General features: G+C 39.5%; 16 protein-coding genes and 3 tRNA genes. 6 read left to right on the forward strand and 13 right to left on the reverse strand.

The features are described from left to right. Window positions 1–25: 25 nt before the first annotated feature. From QP437_RS03060 to erpA, 12 genes are all read right to left on the reverse strand, one after another. A complete protein-coding gene (locus QP437_RS03060) occupies window positions 26–622 on the reverse strand; it encodes a hypothetical protein (protein ID WP_049375072.1) in 597 nt (198 codons plus the stop codon). A gap of 101 nt (window positions 623–723) precedes the next feature. Next, window positions 724–1,047 carry a c-type cytochrome gene (locus QP437_RS03065; RefSeq protein WP_285266909.1) on the reverse strand — a complete coding sequence of 108 codons (324 nt, stop codon included), beginning with the start codon at window positions 1,045–1,047 and terminating at the stop codon, window positions 724–726. A 5-nt stretch (window positions 1,048–1,052) separates the two neighbouring features. Beyond that, window positions 1,053–1,532, reverse strand: coding sequence for a TlpA disulfide reductase family protein (locus QP437_RS03070; RefSeq protein ID WP_065243571.1), 480 nt, complete (start codon window positions 1,530–1,532; stop codon window positions 1,053–1,055). Beyond that, window positions 1,522–2,193, reverse strand: coding sequence for an ABC transporter ATP-binding protein (locus QP437_RS03075; protein WP_285266910.1), 672 nt, complete (start codon window positions 2,191–2,193; stop codon window positions 1,522–1,524). The genes QP437_RS03070 and QP437_RS03075 overlap by 11 nt, the downstream gene beginning before the upstream one ends. A gap of 1 nt (window position 2,194) precedes the next feature. Next, on the reverse strand, window positions 2,195–3,328 hold the full coding sequence (locus QP437_RS03080; protein ID WP_285266911.1) for an FtsX-like permease family protein: 1,134 nt from the start codon (window positions 3,326–3,328) through the stop codon (window positions 2,195–2,197). After that, window positions 3,315–4,655 carry an ABC transporter permease gene (locus QP437_RS03085; protein WP_285266912.1) on the reverse strand — a complete coding sequence of 447 codons (1,341 nt, stop codon included), beginning with the start codon at window positions 4,653–4,655 and terminating at the stop codon, window positions 3,315–3,317. Before QP437_RS03085 ends, QP437_RS03080 begins: the two co-directional genes overlap by 14 nt. After that, window positions 4,655–6,049, reverse strand: coding sequence for a Fe-S-containing protein (locus QP437_RS03090; RefSeq protein ID WP_285266913.1), 1,395 nt, complete (start codon window positions 6,047–6,049; stop codon window positions 4,655–4,657). Before QP437_RS03090 ends, QP437_RS03085 begins: the two co-directional genes overlap by 1 nt. 114 nt (window positions 6,050–6,163) lie before the next feature. Continuing rightward, the gene (locus QP437_RS03095; protein WP_005696223.1) at window positions 6,164–6,685 is read right to left on the reverse strand and encodes an iron transporter; all 522 of its coding nucleotides are present in this window, start codon (window positions 6,683–6,685) and stop codon (window positions 6,164–6,166) included. A gap of 28 nt (window positions 6,686–6,713) precedes the next feature. Then, window positions 6,714–8,618, reverse strand: a complete 1,905-nt coding sequence (locus QP437_RS03100) for an FTR1 family protein (RefSeq protein ID WP_285266914.1) — start codon at window positions 8,616–8,618, stop codon at window positions 6,714–6,716. 219 nt (window positions 8,619–8,837) lie between these two features. Next, window positions 8,838–11,237: a penicillin-binding protein 1B gene (gene mrcB, locus QP437_RS03105; protein ID WP_285266915.1), complete on the reverse strand. Its 2,400-nt coding sequence runs from the start codon at window positions 11,235–11,237 to the stop codon at window positions 8,838–8,840. 24 nt (window positions 11,238–11,261) lie between these two features. Continuing rightward, window positions 11,262–11,615, reverse strand: a complete 354-nt coding sequence (locus QP437_RS03110) for a YacL family protein (protein WP_285266926.1) — start codon at window positions 11,613–11,615, stop codon at window positions 11,262–11,264. A gap of 1 nt (window position 11,616) precedes the next feature. Continuing rightward, window positions 11,617–11,964 (reverse strand): iron-sulfur cluster insertion protein ErpA, encoded by a 348-nt coding sequence (gene erpA / locus QP437_RS03115; RefSeq protein WP_285266916.1) that lies wholly within the window; start codon window positions 11,962–11,964, stop codon window positions 11,617–11,619. A 125-nt stretch (window positions 11,965–12,089) separates the two neighbouring features. Here erpA and map point away from each other — a divergent pair, with 125 nt between their 5' ends. Together map and glnD are read left to right on the forward strand one after the other, a co-directional pair. Then, entirely contained in the window at window positions 12,090–12,893 is an 804-nt protein-coding gene (gene map, locus QP437_RS03120; RefSeq protein WP_054418940.1) for a type I methionyl aminopeptidase, read from the forward strand. 294 nt (window positions 12,894–13,187) lie between these two features. Beyond that, a complete protein-coding gene (glnD, locus tag QP437_RS03125; protein WP_285266917.1) occupies window positions 13,188–15,773 on the forward strand; it encodes a bifunctional uridylyltransferase/uridylyl-removing protein GlnD in 2,586 nt (861 codons plus the stop codon). Window positions 15,774–15,818: 45 nt separating this feature from the next. Here the strand turns inward: glnD and hemL are convergent, their stop codons facing one another. Continuing rightward, window positions 15,819–17,102 (reverse strand): glutamate-1-semialdehyde 2,1-aminomutase, encoded by a 1,284-nt coding sequence (gene hemL, locus QP437_RS03130; RefSeq protein ID WP_285266918.1) that lies wholly within the window; start codon window positions 17,100–17,102, stop codon window positions 15,819–15,821. A gap of 121 nt (window positions 17,103–17,223) precedes the next feature. On the opposite strand from hemL, the gene wecA reads away from it, so the two are divergent. The 4 genes from wecA (at window position 17,224) to QP437_RS03150 (ending at window position 18,756) form a co-directional block, all read left to right on the forward strand. Then, window positions 17,224–18,288, forward strand: a complete 1,065-nt coding sequence (gene wecA, locus QP437_RS03135; protein WP_285266919.1) for a UDP-N-acetylglucosamine--undecaprenyl-phosphate N-acetylglucosaminephosphotransferase — start codon at window positions 17,224–17,226, stop codon at window positions 18,286–18,288. Between the two features lie 184 nt (window positions 18,289–18,472). After that, window positions 18,473–18,549: transfer RNA gene (locus QP437_RS03140), tRNA-Arg, on the forward strand. A 30-nt stretch (window positions 18,550–18,579) separates the two neighbouring features. Continuing rightward, window positions 18,580–18,655 (forward strand) — tRNA-His (locus QP437_RS03145). A gap of 24 nt (window positions 18,656–18,679) precedes the next feature. Continuing rightward, window positions 18,680–18,756: transfer RNA gene (locus QP437_RS03150), tRNA-Pro, on the forward strand. Window positions 18,757–18,839: the final 83 nt, after the last annotated feature.

Below are 18,839 nucleotides of genomic sequence, written 5' to 3' on the forward strand. Positions count from 1 at the left end.
AGGTTTTTTCATCTTCAATGATTAATTATTTTGCAGCTGGAGCAGCTGGTGCGGCAGGTGCAAATTTTTGTGCTAAATCAGCACCGTCTTTTTGTAATTTAGCTACTGCAGCTTGTAGTTTTTCAACTTTAGCTTGATAAGCTTTAGTTTGTTCTTCAGTTGGTGCTTTAGTTGCTAAGTTTAATTGATCAACTAATAATTCACTTGATAATGCAAGTACTTCTTTATTTTGATCTTTAATGCTTTTCACTGAAGGTGAAGCAACTTCTAATTTATCTAAGCTTGCGATAGTATCTTCAACAGTTTTGTTGAAAGTTTTGATTGCTTCTTCAATTTTCTTCTCATCTTTTGCTTGAACCGCAGCAGTTAAATCAGATTGAAGTTTTTGTTGTGCAGCCATTTGAGCTTGCGCTTGGCTTGCATTCCATTCAAGTAATTTGTTGTAGTCAGCTTGTTCTTGAGCAGGCGTTGCTTCAGCAGGTTTTGCTGCTTCTTGTTTAGCTTCTGGCGCAGGCTGAGTAGTTTCAGGTTTCGCTGGAGCTGGTTTATCTGCTGGTTTATCACAAGCAGTTAAGAATAATGCAAATAATGCAGTTGCACTGATTTTAGTAAATTTGTTCATAAACAATCCTTTATTGATATATAAAAAATTTCTTAGCTTATAAAAACTAAGCCCTTTCTAAGACCTTACATTTTAAAATTAGTTTAAAAAAATTTCAAAAACTATTTTAGTGTTTGAATATATTCACTTAAATTATGAATATCTTGCTCACTTAAACGCTGTTTTGCAGGGCTTCCTGCACCAGTAATATTTCCCGCTTTTCGTTCTGAAAGTGCGGTTGAAATTTCTTCTGGTTTTAGTTGATTAATAATTTTTGACTCACCCATTGCTGGTTTTTCGCCTTGTTTCCCATGACAAGTAGCACAAGAGAGTTTATATACCTTTTCTGCTTTAGCTAAGTCAGCTTCAGCAGAAAGCGCGGGTATGGCAAATGAAAAGCCTAAAACGGGTAAAAAAGTAGAGAGTAAGTAAATTCGTTTTTGCATTTTGGCTAGCCTTTAAATAATCTATCTAAATCTTCTGCGGGAATCGCCCCTTCATATTTAGCCTGAATATTGCCTTCAGGTGTGATCACAAAGCTTGTTGGCGTGCCGATAAGCTGATAGCGTTCTGCTGTGATTTTTAATTGGTCTTTGATAACCGGCAACGTAAGCTGACGTTTGGCTACTACAGCTTTGGTATCCACTTTATCACCATCTACATTAATAGCGATAAGTTGAACCTTATTTGGATTAGCTTCAGCCAATTTTTCAAATTCTTTTAACTCAGCGACACATCGACCACAGGTTTCAGACCAGAATGTCAGTAAGCGAGTGCCTTTCCAATCCTCAAGTTTCACTTCTTTACCTTGTAAATCATAGGCTGCAATATCTGGTGCTTTTTGACCAATTGCAGCAACCTCATCTTTACAAGAAACACTGCCGAAAATGACCGCACTTATGGCGAGTAGTTTTACGAATTTATTTTTCATTAATGTCCTCTTTTACAAATTTTCCGTGATGGAGATAAATAACACGATCGGTTAACTCACCCAATTCAGGATTGTGTGTAACCATAACGATGGTTCGACCTTGGCGATTTAATTCTTGTAGTAAATCTAGTACAAGCGTTTCATTTTTTTCGTCGAGGTTACCCGTAGGTTCATCGGCAAAAATGACCGGAGGTTGGTTCACCAATGCGCGAGCAATACACACCCGTTGTTGTTCGCCTCCAGAAAGTTGGCTTGGACGGTGATCAATACGATGACCCAATCCCACTTGTTCGAGTACTGCTTTAGCCGCTGCTTCATCAATCACACTGTGATAATGCTGAGCCAGCATCACATTTTCAAGTGCGGTCAAATAAGGAATTAAATGGAATTGTTGGAAGACTAGACCAATTTTTTCCGCTCGGAAACGTTGACGACCCACTTCATCCAGTTGTGCCGCATCAACACCGTCTAAAATCACTTTACCTTCACTGGCCGTATCTAAGCCAGTTAGAATATTCATGAGCGTGGTTTTACCTGAACCCGATGCGCCCATGATGGCAATAAACTCACCTTGGCGAATTTGAATATTAATATCTTCTAAAGCAGTGACTTGCCCGAATCGTTTATATAAATGTTGCGTTTCAATCACAAATTCACTCATTTTATTCCCCTTTTAACACATTTGCGGTTTGAATATTTAAAGCTCGTTTGGTTGGTACAATCACCGCAATAAAGGCAACCAATAACGATAATACGATAGTAATTGGAATAACTGGCAGACGCATATCAATATAAGATTTGAATACGGTTAATCCAAGTAATTGTGCCAAGATGTAGCCGAGAATCAGGCCCGCGACAATTGCACAGAGTGCAATGATCAGAATTTCGGTACTAATTTGCTTAATGATGTCACTTTGTTTTGCACCTAAGGCTTTTTGCAGTGCAAATTCTTTTGCTCGCTCACCAACAATAGCAATCAACGTGGTATTCACACAAAGGGTAGCGAGAATCAAAATGACCAATGAGATTAAGCCCATCAATCCTTTGATTTTATCTAAAATCTGTCCTTCAGAAGCTGAGACTTTTCGAATTGGGCGGGCAGTTAGATCGGGTTGGCTTTGCATAATATCCTGCGCAAATTGTGCGACGTTACCTTGTTCATTTTTCACATTGAGCAAGGCGTTATTTGCCAATCCTTCTTTATCTAACCAACTTTGTGCAAATTCCAAACTGACGATTAACATGTTATCTGTGGCATCGCCTGCCTCAACAATCGCTTTAATTGTAAATTCATGTTTTTCAACGGCATTTTTAGACAGAGTTAATTTGCTTCCAACACCTAAATTAAGGCGTTCAGCTAAAGTTTTGCCAATCATGGCATTACGATCGTCAAAATTGACATTAATAGCTGACCCGGTAATTTGCCAATAAGGCGCGAGAACATGCATATCTTCAAACCACACGCCCATAATGACGATTTTTTCTAAATCACTTCGCGCTACGCCATATAAATAAGGGCTGGCTGCTGTGATGAAATTATCCGGTGCATGATGAAGAATTTGCTTTAATTGGCGCTCTTTCATCAAACCACCATTGGCCGCACCAATGTAAAAGTTTGCCCCAAAAGTACGGAGCTCTTGGCTCATTTTGGTATTAATATCAAAATATACTGCTGCCATTGCGGTAACAATAGACGCACCGACAGTCAACGCAGAGAAGATAATAAATACCCGTTGTAAACGTAGGCGTAATGCTTGGAAGATTAAACGCCAAAACATACTTTTATTGGCGGCCATACAGCACCTCCACAGGGTAAAGTTTGGCAATACGATGGGCTGGGAACCAAGTGCCCACCACAGCAATTAAAATAGACAGCATCAATACGCAAGGGATTACAATCCAAGCGAAACTCAGTGGTACGCCAAATAGCGCTGAACCAATAAATCTTGCTAAGCCCCAACCTGCAATACAACCAAGAGTGCCACCAATTAAGGCACTGATAATGGCTTCGCAATAAAATAATAAGGCGATTTGCCATTGGTATGCGCCTAAGGCTTTCATTAAACCAATTTCTTTTGAACGTTCAATGATCCCTGTACTCATTAATGAGGCAATCCCCATGGCTGCCGCGATTAAAGCAGCGAGAGTAACGACAGCAAGCAATAACTGGATTTTACCAATGACGACCCCTTCTGACGCTGCAACCTGCCAAATTGGGCGAACAATGGCACCAGAAATGGCTTCTTCTAACTGATGTGAAATAGAAGAAACATAAGCCGTACAATACCAACGATCGTACTCTTCGGCATCTAACGCATCGGTATTGGCTCGCGCTTTACGAGAAAGGTCATTTTCAGGCACGGTAAGCGCAGAGACTTTAACTGATTGAATTTTCCCTTCTAAACCCAGTAATTTTTGCACGGCATTGAGTGGCATGACTAATTGATTATCTTCAGCGCCCCCAGTAGATAAAATCCCGGTAATTTCAACCGCACTTTGATTATTAAGTTCATTATTTTGATAGTGAAGCTTGATTTTATCGCCTTGTTTTAGGCCAGTTCGTTGTGCTAATTGTTCACCAATGAGTGCAGGAATAAATTCACCTTCAGGCGTTTCAAGGTCGTTGACCCATTCCCCTTCAACATGCCAATAAGGACTAATAATTTTTTGCCCCGTATGGAAATCGTCTTCATCTGGTACAGGAATGTTGTGATCGAAAAATGTACCAAGCACATTAATTTGTTCAAGTGCGGTCGATTTTTCATGCGTTTTTGCAGAAAGAATTTCTGCTTTTACATTTGCACTTAACAATGGCGCAAATCCCACGATGTTATTTCGCCAAAAAATATCTTTAATATTCGGCAGTTCTTTTTCATCAAGGAAATCTTGGCTGCTTAAATCAGTGTTATGACTGAGTTCGCCAGGCAAGGCTGCATTGCTTGCAGGCTCAACCAAAATATTAGCACCATAAGATTTCAGCTCTTTCGCCATCTTGTCGCCGATATCAATAGAAACAGCTAATAGCGCAGAGACTAATCCCGCAGCCAAGAAAATAGTCACCACTGCTAAAAACTTACGTTTTATGCTAAAACGCCAAGATTGGAATAACATTCTTGCTAGCATTATTCCTCCTTACCTAAATATTTTTCAGGGTTATCACGGAATAAATCGAGGTTTTTCTCGCTTTCAAAGAAGTAAGTTTTACCTTCATAATTGTATTTGTGCTCCGTTTTAGTGTTTTTCATTTGAGTACCACTAATCGGATCTTTTACATCGATTTCAACAATGGTACTAAATAAATTCAGCCCTTCTTCTAAGCCGGTTCGATTAATGAGAATTTCAGTCTCAGTTTGTTGCCAATCTTCAATCGGTACAGGATTACAGCCACCCGGTTTACCAATAGATGGAATAAACATATGTACGCCACAACCAACACAAACCACTTGGTTGCCTTCCATCACATAACCTTGGTCACCACAAAGCAAGCAGGCATCAAATACCGCGGCTAGACTTAATTTATCCGGTTGACGATTAATAACAAAGAAACGTACAGCTTTACCATCATCAGCAATCCAAACAAAACGGTGCAATTTGCCATCTTTTACTTGCTCAATTGGAATATGCACTTGTTGCTTTTCATCTAAAGTCAGAGGAATTGCTTCTGAAAGTTGTGGTGGACGAGAAGCAATTTGTTCCCAATAAAGTTGCGTTGCAAAAGTAATTGCTAAGGCCAAATAGCCCCATCCAAGTAAGCGAGAGGAGTTACGCAATGCGGCTAATTTTTGGCGTTTTTCAATTGGTTCTTGTGTTGCATTAACTTGTTGCTTGCGTGATAAATGAATTTTGCCGTAAAAGATGGCAAGTACAACTAAGAGCAATGCTGCACAGATGTAATTTAACCAGCGAGTAATTTCGCCTGATTTCGCAACAAAACTTAAACGAGGCTTGGTAAGCTCAAGCACCTGAAGTTTCATTAAAATTAATAAGAGTTCACCGATAAGTGGAACAAGCAAGCAAACTAAGAGAAGGCTAATAGCACCTTTTAAAAGTGCGGTTGATTTTTGTTGTGTTTTTAACGCTTGTTTTAGAAGTAAATCGATCCAGCCTTGTAAGCATAAACAAAAAACAAAGGCAAAAATGACCGCACTTATATGTAAGATCGAATCGGTATTGATAACATCAGTAGAAACGAGGGCTGTAATGTTAGGATCTTTTGCCCAGAAACTGCCCGCGATGAGCATTAATACCGTTTGCCAAAAGGCAGGTAAGCGACCTTTGCCGAAAATTAAACATAAGGCAAAGATAATCAATAGTGCCAATATGACCGCATTGACGATTAAATTGGTTTTTTGTCCCGTAGGTAAACTAAGGCGCAGTACGATACCGGCAATAAAACCGAATAGGCTAAGCCAAATTATTTTTTTTGCACTTACAGAGGATTGTTTACTGTGATAAACACCGAGCAATAATGAAAAAGGTAAAAGTGCTTGAAGCAGGAAAGTAAAAAAATAATTCATAGTTTGACCATTTAATAGGATAAAACAGACGATATTTTAAGGTTAAATGAAATGCTATCGCCTTCCCCTGACAAACAAGGGAAGGCAAGTGGTAAAATCAATATTTACCTGAGATTATTTGATGCCAGTGAATTTGAATTCATAGCTTACATCAAATGGTTTCCACCAACGACCAACACCTGTTTCAGAGTCGGTATGACGGTGCATGCCTGCTTTTGATGGAGGATCGATGTGGTAAGTTAATTTATAGTTACCCACGCCCATCATTTTCACGTTTGCACCATAGTGAGGACCGTCACCTGCTACCATTGGCATGAAAGTACCTTCTTGTTTTTCACCAGTATCGGTATTCACTAAAGTATAGTTGATGGTTAAGTAAGGCATCCATTCACCATCACCAAAGCCATTTTTGTTACCTTTTACTGCGTGGATATCTGCTTCTAAGTGGATATCTGATTTCGCAGCAGGTAAACCCATGCCACGTGGTTCCATATCGATTGGTTTGAGATAAACCGCTGCAATTTCCATTTCATTCATGGTTACCGCTTCGCCGATTGGATACTCTTGGAATGCGTTTGCAGTAGACGCGGTAAAAATACCCGCAAATAATGCTGTTGCTAAAAGTGCTTTTTTCATTGTTTTTCTCCTAAAGGATTGTTGGGTATTACGCGGCTTTTTTGCTTTGATATTTCATAATGAACAGAGCAAATACGGCTGCGATGAGTAAGATTGCTTGTGGGATTAGGGTTTCCATATAAGGATAAATACCTAACCACGAAATTTCAGGCACACCGCTAATCAGCGTTGGCTCGAAAAGTTTGCCTTCAATGAGTTCTAAAACAGATTTACCGGCGAATACAAAGGCCATTAAATACATGAAAGAACCCGTGAACATAAAGAATGGTTTAAGCGGTAATTTCACCACGGTATAACGCATCACGAAGTAGCAAATAGTGAGAATAATTACACCGACAATGATACCTGCGAAAAGGTAAATAAAACTGACCGCACTTTTCGCATCACCCACGAGGGCATAGTAGAACAATACCGTTTCCGCCCCTTCGCGATATACGGCTAAGAAGCTGGTAAGCCATAAGCCGATGAGTGAGCCAGTAGTGAGGGCAGTAGAGAGTTTACCTTCTAAATAACGTTTCCAGTTTTGTGCTTCGACTTTAGACAATAACCAGTAACTCATCATAAAGAGCATGATTACGGCGAAAATCATCGTAAAGCCTTCGAGCAATTCACGGTTTTGACCTGAATTTTCAAAGATAAGCTGGAAGATAAATGCGGTAATCACACTGGCAATTAATGCCACATAAACAGACTGACGGATAACCGGCAATTTATCTTGGTGGTTATTTTTAATTAAGTAAGTCACGATAGCCGCAACAATTAATAAGGCTTCCAAACCTTCACGAAGAATGATTAAAAGGCTATATAAGAACATCGACCAATCGCTTTGCTCTCCGCCCTGTAACATTTCAACGGCTTTAGTTAAATTCTGGTCTAAACCATTAGCTTGTGCTTGTAACTTATCACCTTGTTCAGCTTTCATTAAACTGACTAAACGGGTGAAGTAACCTTCAAGTTCTGCTTTAAAATTGCTATCACGAGAGCCAATTTTGTTCTCCATGCCACTGCTTTCAAACACATCAAAATAGGTGTCTTGCACAGAAAGAATCGCTTTTTTGCTCTCACCTTGTTGATAGAGCGCAATAGCTTGTTGAATACGTTGGTTGATCTCTTGTTTAATCTTATTCCAATCTTGCTCTTGTTGATTATCTGTTGCTTGCTGTGCTGCATTGGATTGAACATTTTGTTCTTCACGTGTCGTTGGCAGGTTAGGCAAGTTTTCTTCAATATCTTGTAATAATTGCGTGCTTTGATAGCCAATCTCTGTGATTTGATCGGCTTGTTCACTTAAACGGATGATGTTGTAAAATTGTTGATTGATCGCCGCTGAGATTTCTGCAGAGCGATTTTTGCGAATGGACATTTCCATTTCTGAATTTTTATAGCCGTCGTATTGCGCTTGTTGGAACAATTTTTTCGCGTTAGCGAGATCACCATTTTGATACGCTTCGAGCCCTTGAGCGAGCAAATCATCAATGGTTTTAAAACTTTGTTGCCAATAAGGGGCGATCTCTTGATTATCATAAACACCATGTTGACCATCGGCATTGAGCTGATGACCTTCAATCAATGATGGCAACACTTCTTGTAATTCTTTTTTGAGCTGATCGATTTTAGCTTGAATCTCTTTTTGTGAACTGCCTTCACCGATCATTTTACGGATCTCGCCAAAAGTCGCTTCCATTTGGTAACTTTTTTGTGCGGAGAAATTGATACGAATCGGACCTTCTAGATTTTCAAACACTTCAAAATAAGCCATTTGCACTTCAGTGCGCGCATCATCAGTATTACCTTGCTGGACAAGTTGAGCGGTTTTGTCTAAGCGCGACGTAATATCATTAACCCACTGTTGGTAGTTGTCTTGTGCAAAGAGTGAAGAAGAGAAGGTGAGTGAAAAAATTAAAAAGAAAAATCGAATAGAACGGAATAGCATCGTCTATTTACCTCATTACCTAAAATGAAATTAATTCCTATTTATAATTATCCTTTGATATCAGTGAAATGACAATAAATAATTTTAATTTTTGTGATGGAGATCAAAAAATTCACAAGAGTCGGAAATGTCTAGAGGGTGATTGTATGCTCAAAAGAATAAAGCGCCCTTGTTAGGCGCTTTATGGAGATATCAAAGTGCGGTCAAAAATAAGCGAGTTTATTGAGCGGGTGCCGCTTCTTCAACAGGCGCTTTATTATCTAACACATCCCATACACTTTCTTGTTTTGGTGATTCTGGTTGTTCAGGTTGTGGCGATTGCGTAGTCTGCGCCGCTGTAGCTGTTGCCGTACTCGTCGTTGGCGCAGAAGCACAGAAGTTTTGATCTTTATTTATCCACACAGGGATCGTCCGACTGCTACCACAACTCCAACTGCCATAAGCATTGATTCCAACCCATTTAATCGTAGAAGGTTGTCCGAGTTTCAGTTTTTCAATAACCACACGGTTTAAATAATCTTTATAGATTTGTAATGCACCTGATGCACCCGTTAATTTGGTTTCGCCGTTATCATCACGACCTAACCAAATGGTGCTGACATTTTTACCATCAATACCTACGAACCACGTATCACGAGCATCGTTGGTGGTGCCTGTTTTACCCGCAAGACGAAGATCCGCATAATCATTTTGTAAGCTACGCGCAGTACCACGTTCTACGGTTTGTTGCATCGCATACAAGGTTTGATAAGCGGCTTCTTTCGGCACAACTTGATCCGGCACTGTATTGTGTTCGTAAATAATATTTCCTTGACGATCGGCAATGCTTTGAATGGTACTTAACTCAATTTTGCCACCTTGATTTGCAATGGTTTGATAGAGTTTGGTCACATCATAAGGTGAAATACTATAAGAACCGAGCAAGGTTGCAGGCACTTTTGGAATCGCTACATTATCCCAGCCCATGGCTTTTTGCGTATCGATCACTTTGCTTAAACCGACTTTCATCCCAATATTTACCGTTGGAATATTCAGCGATCGAGCAAGGGCATCCATCAACATCACTGAACCGCTATATTTGCGATCGTAGTTACGAGGTTGCCAAGGTTGGCTACCTTTAATATGAATTGTGATCGGCTGATTCTGAATTGGTGTATTTAAACGGAATTGTTCCGGATTCATCAGTGCGGTCAAATAAATAGATGGTTTTACTAATGAACCAATTTGACGTTTTGACATTAACGCACGGTTAAAGCCAGCATATTCTGTTTGTAATCCACCGACAACAGCGCGTACTTCACCTAGGTGATAATCCGCCACAATCATGGCACCTTCAAGGTGTGGATTTTTGGTTTGTAGTTGTAAATGAGTAACCGTATTTACCACAGCATTTTCAGCTTGTGCCTGTTGTTTTAAATCCATGGTGGAGAAAATTCGCGCACCAAGTAGTGCAGACGTTTTGTTTTCCCCTAATTGACGGCGAAGATCCGCTTGTAATGTTTGGATGAAAGCAGGGTATTTACGTGAAATTTGACCTTTAGCTTGCACGCCTAATGGACGTTTACTCAACATCTCATAAAGCTCATCCCCAATCATTTGGTGATCAAGCATCAGTTTTAACACCACATTTCGGCGATCGAGTGCATATTGTGGATTTCGCCATGGATTATAAAGGGAGGGCCCTTTCACCATGCCAACTAAAAGGGCAATTTGGTCTAGGCTAATTTCACGGATAGAACGACCAAAATAGAATTGGCTCGCTAACGCAAAACCGTGAATTTGAATATCTCCATTTTGACCAAGGTAAATCTCGTTCAGATAGGTTTCTAAGATACGGTTTTTATCATATCGCCAATCTAACACCAATGACATTAAAGCTTCATTGGCTTTACGAGTCAGAGAACGTTCGCTGGATAAAAATAGGTTTTTAACTAATTGCTGTGTGAGCGTACTGCCGCCTTGAACCGTTTGACCTGCTTTAATATTGGCAATCATTGCTCGCACAATACCCACAGGATTAATCCCGTTATGCTCATAAAAACGGCGATCCTCTGTGAGTAATAAGGCATCGATGAGTAAGCGAGGGTATTGTTGTAATGGAATCGCCAAACGATCTTCATTATCTGATTCCAACATTGCAATTAATTTAGGCGCAAGACGGAATTCATCAACCGCTTTTACATTGACTAAGTCTTCAATACGAGAAAGTTTGTTATCCGTAAAACGTAAACGTAATACACGTTGTGGTTCAGGCTTGTCAGGATAAGGGAATGCGCGACGAAGTAATACGATGGTATCCTCTTCGAGTTTAAAATCACCCGGTGCTGCAATCATTGTGGTTTGACGGTATTCGTTATCGAGTAAGATTTGAATCACTTCGTCAAAAGAAAGGTTATCAGAAAGTTTTACGCTTTCTAAACGACTGTACACTTCTGCCGGTAAACGCCAAATTTGGCCATCCATTTTGGAGCGAATTTGCCAATCCAAATAGCCACCATAAAACACGGCAAGCGTCCCTAAAGTAAAGGCTGCTTTAGCTAAAAAGATTTTATAAGAACGGCGCTTATCTGGCGCTTGCGTTTCTTGTTGCTCTGGTGAGGTGTTTTCCGTTTCCGACATAATAGTTAGCTTCAGAGAATGAGGTTAAGCAATAAATGCAAAATAGGCATTAAGAAAGTGGATGAAGTCTGTTGTACCGCAGAAGGCGATACTTTCTTCATCATAATAATGGAAGTCGTCTTCTAAAATTTCATCTGTTTCAATCGCAAGGTTATTGGCGCGAATCATCACTTCATCGCTATTGATAAAAAGCGTGTATTCTGAACCAATTAACGTGACTTCATCATTATTTTTAATCTGCTCACAGGCAGAAAGTGCGGTCAAAAACGCTTGAGGATTTGACCGCACTTCTGAATTAAACCAATTGGCTAGCGCAATGTGTTCCATCGAACATTTGGCATGCACATTGCCTAGATAATGGGTAAATTGAAAATCCATGTTAGATGCTGAATGACGAACCGCAGCCACAGGTGCTGGTTGCATTTGGATTGTTCACCACAAAACGAGAACCTTCCAATCCTTCAGTATAATCAACGGTGCCACCAATTAAGTATTGTAAGCTCATTGGATCAATGACTAATTGCACACCGGATTTTTCAATCGTCAGGTCGCCTTCATTGACTTTATCATCAAAGGTAAAACCATATTGGAAACCGCTGCAGCCACCACCGGTGATGTACACGCGTAATTTTAATTCATTGTTTTCTTCTTCGGTAATTAAGCTTTTTACTTTATTGGCTGCCGCATCAGTAAAAGTTAGCGGCACGGCCATATCTAAATCTGGCATATCTCTATCCCCACTTTCCTAAAAATAATCTTTGTATTATCTAATAACCTGTTAATTCATTCAAGATTTTTCACGGAATTAGTGCTATTATATGCGAATAAATCAGAATTAAATAAGGAGAAATAATGGGTATTCCATTAAGAACTGAAGAAGAACTTGTTAAGTTGCGTGAAGCGTGTAAATTAGCATCTGATGTTTTGGTTATGATCGAACCTTATGTAAAAGAAGGGGTTACCACAGGTGAATTGGATCGTATTTGTCACGATTACATGGTGAACGTACAAAAAGTGATTCCAGCCTGCTTAAATTATCATGGTTTCCCGAAAGCAACTTGTATTTCTATAAATGAAGTGGTTTGCCATGGTATTCCAAGCGACGATAAAAAATTAAAACAGGGCGATATTGTCAATATTGATGTGACCGTGATTAAAGACGGTTATTTCGGAGATAACTCTAAGATGTATGTCGTGGGGGAAACCAATATTCGTAGCCAAAAATTGGTTGAAGCCGCACAAGAAGCACTTTATGTGGGATTGCGTACGGTTAAGCCAGGTATTCGTTTAAATGAAATTGGTAAAGCGGTACAAAAATATACTGAAAGCCAAGGGTTTAGCGTAGTGCGTGAATACTGCGGCCACGGCGTGGGAACTGAATTCCACTGCGAACCGCAAGTATTACACTATTATGCTGATGATGGCGGTGTGATTTTAAAACCAGGTATGGTATTCACCATTGAGCCAATGATTAATGCGGGTAAAAAAGAAGTGCGCATTATGGGCGATGGTTGGACAGTAAAAACCAAAGACCGTAGCCATTCAGCGCAATATGAGCACCAAATTGTGGTGACCGAAAACGGTTGTGAAGTGATGACAATCCGTGATGAAGAAATTGCGGAAGGTCGAATTCAACGTATGATGGTCAATATTTAAAGCATTAAAAGGAAATTTGATTTATGATGAGATTTAGAACTTTCCTTCTGATCAGTTTAGTTATCGTATTTTTTGCGTGCCTTCCCCTTATTATTTTTGAGGTGATAGGAGAAGGAGAGCCTGTAATAGCTTTAGCGTGGATTGGCTACTTCGTTACACTACCAATTGGTGCAGTTGTACTAGGTGTCTTTTGGATCTGTTCAGTGTTTCATTGGGTATTTGACAAAGATTAATTCCTATCATGGTTATTGAAAGCTCATTTTTATGGGCTTTTTATTTAATTAAGAGAACACTATGCTTTTTCCTTATCATTTCGATTCTCCACTCACGCCAAGTGCGGTCAAAATTCAGCGTGAAAATTTGAAGGAATTGGAACGTCAGCATTTTGCTGATTATTCCGTTTTTGAGCTGATTGCTAACCGTACACAATTTTGTGATGATTTGTTAAAACAGCTTTGGCAGCAATTTGAATTAGATAAAGCTAATCTTACCTTAATTGCAGTAGGTGGGTACGGAAGACAAGAAATCTTTCCTTTATCTGACCTAGATGTTCTTATTCTTTCAAAAGAAGAAAGAGGCGTTGAAACGGAAGAAAAAATTGCTCAGTTTGTGCAGTTCTTGTGGGATTGTGGATTCGACGTAGGGCATAGTGTTCGTTCTTTGGAAGAATGTGAAAAGGAAGGTAAACAAGACATTACCATTGCCACCAATTTACTTGAGTCTCGTTATTTATCGGGAGATGTGTCCCTTTTCAATGCCTTAGATGAAATATTGAAAAAGCCAGATTTTTGGGCGGTAAAACCATTCTTTGATGCTAAAGTACAAGAACAAATTGAACGTTATCAGCGTTATCACAACACCAGTTACAACTTAGAACCCGATTTAAAATACAGCCCCGGTGGTTTACGGGATCTTCATCTTTTATATTGGATCGCATTACGCCATACCGGAGAAATGACACTTGATGGCATTTTGGAAAGCGGCTTTATTTACCCATCAGAACATCAGCAATTATTAGAGAGCCAAGAATTTTTATTCAAAGTGCGGTTCGCTTTACACTTGATTTTAAAACGTTATGACAACCGCTTGTTGTTTGATCGTCAAATCAAAGTGAGCGAAATGCTTGGTTTTGAAGGTGACGAGAACCGTGGTGTAGAAAAAATGATGAAACATTTTTTCCAAGCTTTACGCACGATTTCTCGTTTGACCGATATCCTGATTAAGCACTATAAAGAGCATTTTTTATCTTCAAACGGAGAGGAATCAGTTCACCATTTGGATGATGATTTTGAAATAGTGAATCAAAGTTTGTGTTTACGTAAGGAAGACGTGTTTTTACGTTCACCGGATCGTATTTTGGATCTTTTTTTCTATCTTACGCAGCATGAACAAGCCGAAATTCATTCCTCAACATTACGCCAACTTCAGATTGCGTTGGAAAGTTTGACGCAGAAATTGTGTGATATTTCTGAAGCAAGGGAGAAGTTTATTCGGTTATTTAATCAACCAAAAGCGATTCAGCGAGCATTCCTCCCAATGCACCAATATGGTGTGTTAACGGCTTATTTGCCACAATGGCAGGGAATTGAAGGCTTAATGCAATTTGATCTCTTCCATATTTACACCGTGGATGAGCATACCTTGCGAGTGATGTTGAAATTGGAAAGTTTCTTAGCCGAAAACGAGGCAGAATCTCATCCCATTTGCCATCAAATATCTAGTCAAATTTCTGACCGCACTTTGCTTTATGTTGCCGCACTTTTCCATGATATAGCGAAAGGGCGAGGGGGTGATCATGCGGAGTTAGGGGCTGAAGACATCGCTGACTTTGCTCGTTTGCATGGTTTTGATCGTCGAGAAATTGAAACAATGATCTGGTTGGTAAAAGAGCATTTGCTCATGTCAATTACCGCACAGCGTCGAGATATTCATGATCCGGAAGTCGTGATGAACTTTGCAGAAAATGTGCAAAATCGTGTGCGTTTAGATTATCTCACTTGTCTGACCGTTGCGGATATTTGTGCGACAAATGGTACATTATGGAATAGCTGGAAGCGTTCTCTTTTTGCCTCTTTATACGATTATACGGCGCAACAATTCCGACAAGGGATGGATTTATTATTAGATAATGAAGAAAAGATCCTTGAAAATCGTCAATTGGCGTTGGCAATTTTATCCGAAGAAAAACCAGAATTATCGGAAGAGAAAATTTCAGCGTTGTGGCAGCGTTGCCCATCTGATTATTTCTTACGAAATAGCCCGAAACAAATTGCGTGGCATACAGAGTTATTAGCTGAATTTGATGGTGAAGTACTCGTTAAAATCAGTAACCGTTTTTCTAGCGGCGGGACAGAGATCTTCATTTATTGCCCTGACCAAGCCAACTTATTTAATAAAGTGGTCTCAACCATTGGCGCGAAAAAATTCAGTATTCATGATGCGCAAATTTTAACATCCGATGATGGCTACGTATTCGACAGCTTTATCATTACAGAATTAAATGGTGAATTGGTTCGTTCAGAACGTCGCCGAGAATTAGAGACGGTATTAACCTCTGTTTTATTAGGTGAAAAATTGCCATCCATGTCTTTTGCAAATAATCGACAGTTGCAACATTTCACCGTAAAAACAGATGTACGTTTTTTGAAAGAAACTAAAAAAGAGCATACCGAATTAGAAGTGGTGGCTTTAGATAAACCCGGTTTATTGGCTCAAATCAGTCAAATTTTTACCGAGTTAAAACTCAATATTTGTAATGCAAAAATCACGACTGTGGGAGAAAAAGCCGAAGACTTCTTCATTCTGACAAATGAAAACGGAATCGCATTAAGCGAAGAGGAAAGGGGATTGTTAGAAAAAGTGCTCTATGAACGTTTATAATATGAAATAAAAAAGTGCGGTTAAATTTAACCGCACTTTTATATTTTAAGCCACTGCGGCAAATGCAATATCAGCGGCAGCAAGCGTTTTTTCAATGTCTTCATTTGTATGTGCTAAAGACATAAAGCCCGCTTCAAAAGCAGAAGGCGCAAGGTAAACACCTTGATCGAGCATTTTATGGAAGAATATTTTGAATTTTTCGGTATCACATTTCATGACTTCTGCATAAGAGGTAACTTGTTTTTGGTCAGTGAAGAAAATACCAAACATGCCGCCCACATGATTAATCACAAATGGCACATTGTGTTTTTGAGCTAATGCTTTTAAGCCGTCACAAAGTTTAGTGGTTAATTCTACAAGGTGTTGCTCGTTACCTGCTTTTTTCAATTCAGTTAAACAGGCTAAACCAGCAGCCATTGCAATCGGGTTACCAGAAAGAGTACCTGCTTGATAAACAGGACCGGTTGGTGCGAGGTGTTGCATAATCACTTTTTTACCTCCAACCGCACCCACTGGCATACCGCCGCCAATGACTTTACCTAATGTGGTGAGATCAGGTGTTACACCATAATAAGCTTGTGCGCCTGCAAGTGAAACACGGAAACCAGTCATGACTTCATCGATAATGAAAAGTGCACCATATTGATCACAGATTTCGCGAATGCCTTGTAAGAAACCTTCTTTTGGCGGAATACAGTTCATGTTGCCTGCGACAGGTTCAATAATCACACAAGCGATGTCGTTAGGGAATTCTTCAAATAATTTTTTAACAGAATCAAGATTGTTATATTCTGCAGTTAAAGTATGTTTTGCAAAATCTTCAGGCACACCTGGAGAGCTTGGCTGACCAAGTGTTAACGCCCCCGAACCGGCTTTTACTAAAAGTGAATCAGAATGGCCGTGGTAACAACCTTCAAATTTTAAGATTTTGCTTCTATTTGTATAACCACGCGCAAGACGAATAGCTGTCATGGTTGCTTCAGTACCTGAACTCACCATACGAACCATTTCAATTGATGGCACAATTTCACAGACCAATTCTGCTAAATCAATTTCAGATGGTGTTGGCGCACCAAAGCTTAAACCATTTTCTGCTGCTTTTAATACAGCATCTAAAATAGCAGGGTGGTTGTGACCTAAAATCATTGGCCCCCAAGAACCCACATAATCGATATATTGTTTGCCTTCGGTATCGTAAATGTAAGCGCCTTTGGCTTTTTGAATAAATACGGGTGTGCCACCTACGCCTTTAAAAGCACGAACAGGGGAGTTTACACCACCAGGAATAACTTCTTGTGCACGAGAGAAAAGTGCGGTTGATTTTGTCATGATTTTTAATCCTTATATTAAAAGTGGGCATATTGTACTAAAAAACTGAATTTGAGAAAAATCTTTGTGTGCTGATTTTTCTTTATGTTATCCTTTGCAAAAAATTTTTAGGATAAAAACTATGCTAAGTCTTCTCGTTACTTTTTTAGGGGCATTTTTAACCTTAATTATCATGCGACCAATTGCCAATAAAATTGGCTTGGTTGATAAACCGAATTATCGTAAACGTCACCAAGGCGCAATTCCCCTTATTGGCGGTGTTTCTCTTTTCATGGGAAACCTTTGCTATTATTTAATGGAGTGGGATCAACTTCGTTTACCTTATCTTTATATATTCAGTATTTTTGTTCTACTGGCAATTGGTATCTTAGATGACCGCTTCGATATTAGCCCTTTCTTGCGTGCAGGGATTCAAGCCGTGCTTGCGATTTTAATGATCGATTTAGGTAATGTTTATTTAGATCATTTAGGCCAAATTCTCGGGCCATTCCAATTAACACTTGGTTCTATCGGATTGATTATTACCGTATTTGCCACAATCGCGATTATTAATGCCTTTAATATGATTGATGGTATTGATGGATTGCTAGGAGGGTTATCTATTGTTTCATTTGCTGCTATTGGTATCTTGATGTTCCGTGATGGACAGATGGATATGGCATATTGGAGTTTTGGCTTAATTGTAGCGATTTTACCTTATCTATTATTAAACTTAGGGATTCCGTTCGGGCCAAAATATAAAGTTTTCATGGGCGATGCAGGAAGTACTTTAATCGGCTTTACTATTATTTGGATTCTACTTTTAAGTACGCAAGGGAAAGGACATCCGATGAATCCAGTGACCGCACTTTGGATTATTGCTGTTCCTTTAATTGATATGGTGGCAATTATTTATCGCCGTTTACGCAAAGGGAAAAGTCCATTCCGTCCGGATCGCTTACATGTACACCACTTAATGGTTCGTGCAGGATTAACCTCTCGCCAAGCCTTTTTATTAATTACCTTCTTTGCGGCCATTTGTGCCACAATTGGGATCTTAGGCGAAGTCTTCTATATTAATGAATGGGCAATGTTTATTGCGTTTATTGTATTATTCTTCCTTTATGCTTATTCAATTACAAAAGCATGGAAAATCACCCGATGGGTACGAAGAATGAAACGTCGCGCACGTCGTAACAAGCAATAAATGAAATAAAAAGGATAGCAATTTGCTATCCTTTTTTTTACGTTTTAGCACTAAAAATAAACGAATACATAATAAATTCTATACAAATTGAACAAAAATTTATCTTTTGATATTTTTTTTCAAAAAAGTGCTAGACAAGGTATTTGGAAATCATTAATATACGCCCCTGCAACGACGCAGTAACGCGTTCGTAGCTCAGTTGGATAGAGCGTTGGCCTCCGGAGCCAAAGGTCGCAAGTTCGAATCTTGTCGAGCGCGCCAGAAGTCAATGCGATAAACAACTAATCAATGGTGGCTATAGCTCAGTTGGTAGAGCCCTGGATTGTGATTCCAGTTGTCGTGGGTTCGAATCCCATTAGCCACCCCATCTTCTCTTAAGTGAGAAATCTGACGGCGAGTAGCGCAGCTTGGTAGCGCAACTGGTTTGGGACCAGTGGGTCGTAGGTTCAAATCCTATCTCGCCGACCAATTATTTTTTTTGCTCTTTAACAATATATCAGACAATCTGTGTGGGCACTTGTTGATTGACTTGTTTTAAAAATATTTTTTAA

The organism is Haemophilus sp. UMB1048, from assembly GCF_030218125.1.
GTDB lineage: Bacteria > Pseudomonadota > Gammaproteobacteria > Enterobacterales > Pasteurellaceae > Haemophilus_D.